Raw genomic sequence first — 859 nt, forward strand, 5'->3', positions numbered from 1 at the left:
TGACGCCAACAGAGCGGACGGAACGGACCGAACGCAGCGAGAAGACCGACGAGCGCCGGGCGCGCTTCGAGCGGGACGCGCTGCCGTTCGTCGACCAGCTGTATGCGGCGGGCCTGCGCATGACGCGCAACCCGGCCGATGCCGAGGACCTCGTCCAGGAGACCTTCCTCAAGGCGTTCTCCGCATTCCACCAGTTCGAGGAGGGTACGAACCTCAAGGCCTGGCTGTACCGCATCCTCACGAACACCTATATCAACTCGTATCGGCGCAAGCAGCGTCAGCCCGTGCAGGCTCCGACCGAGGAGATCTCCGACTGGCAGCTCGCGTCGTCGGAGTCGCACACGTCCGCGGGTCTGCGCTCGGCCGAGACCGAGGCGCTGGACAGGCTGCCCGACAGCGACATCAAGGACGCGCTGCAGCAGTTGCCAGAGGAGTTCCGGCTGGCCGTCTATCTCGCCGATGTCGAGGGCTTCTCATACAAAGAGATCGCCGACATCATGGGCACGCCGATCGGCACGGTCATGTCCCGCCTGCACCGTGGCCGGCGCAACCTGCGCAAGCTGCTCGAGCGGTACGCCCTGGACCGTGGCATCACCCGTTCGCCCGGCGCGACCGCCGCACAGGAGGCGTGAGCGACGTGAACGACAAAGCCGAGAAGACCGATTGCAGCGTCGTGATCAGCGAGGTCTACCTGTATCTCGATCTGGAGTGCAGCGACGACCGGCGGGAGCTGATCCAGCGGCACCTCGACGACTGCTCCGACTGCCTCCGTGAGTACGGCGTCGAGCACGAGGTGAAGGCGCTCGTCGCCCGCTGCTGCGGCGACGAGACGGCGCCGAAGGAGCTGCGCGAGCGGCTC

The 859-nt window shown here is 66.8% G+C and carries 2 protein-coding genes; both read left to right on the top strand.

The features are described from left to right. Positions 1 to 632: sigma-70 family RNA polymerase sigma factor (locus DMB66_RS59980; protein ID WP_305028371.1), on the top strand; the 632-nt coding region annotated here is incomplete at its 5' end. Positions 633 to 637: 5 nt separating this feature from the next. Beyond that, the coding region (rsrA, locus tag DMB66_RS59985) for a mycothiol system anti-sigma-R factor (protein WP_125812708.1) at positions 638 to 859 on the top strand (222 nt) is incomplete at its 3' end.

It is taken from the genome of Actinoplanes sp. ATCC 53533, from assembly GCF_003947245.1.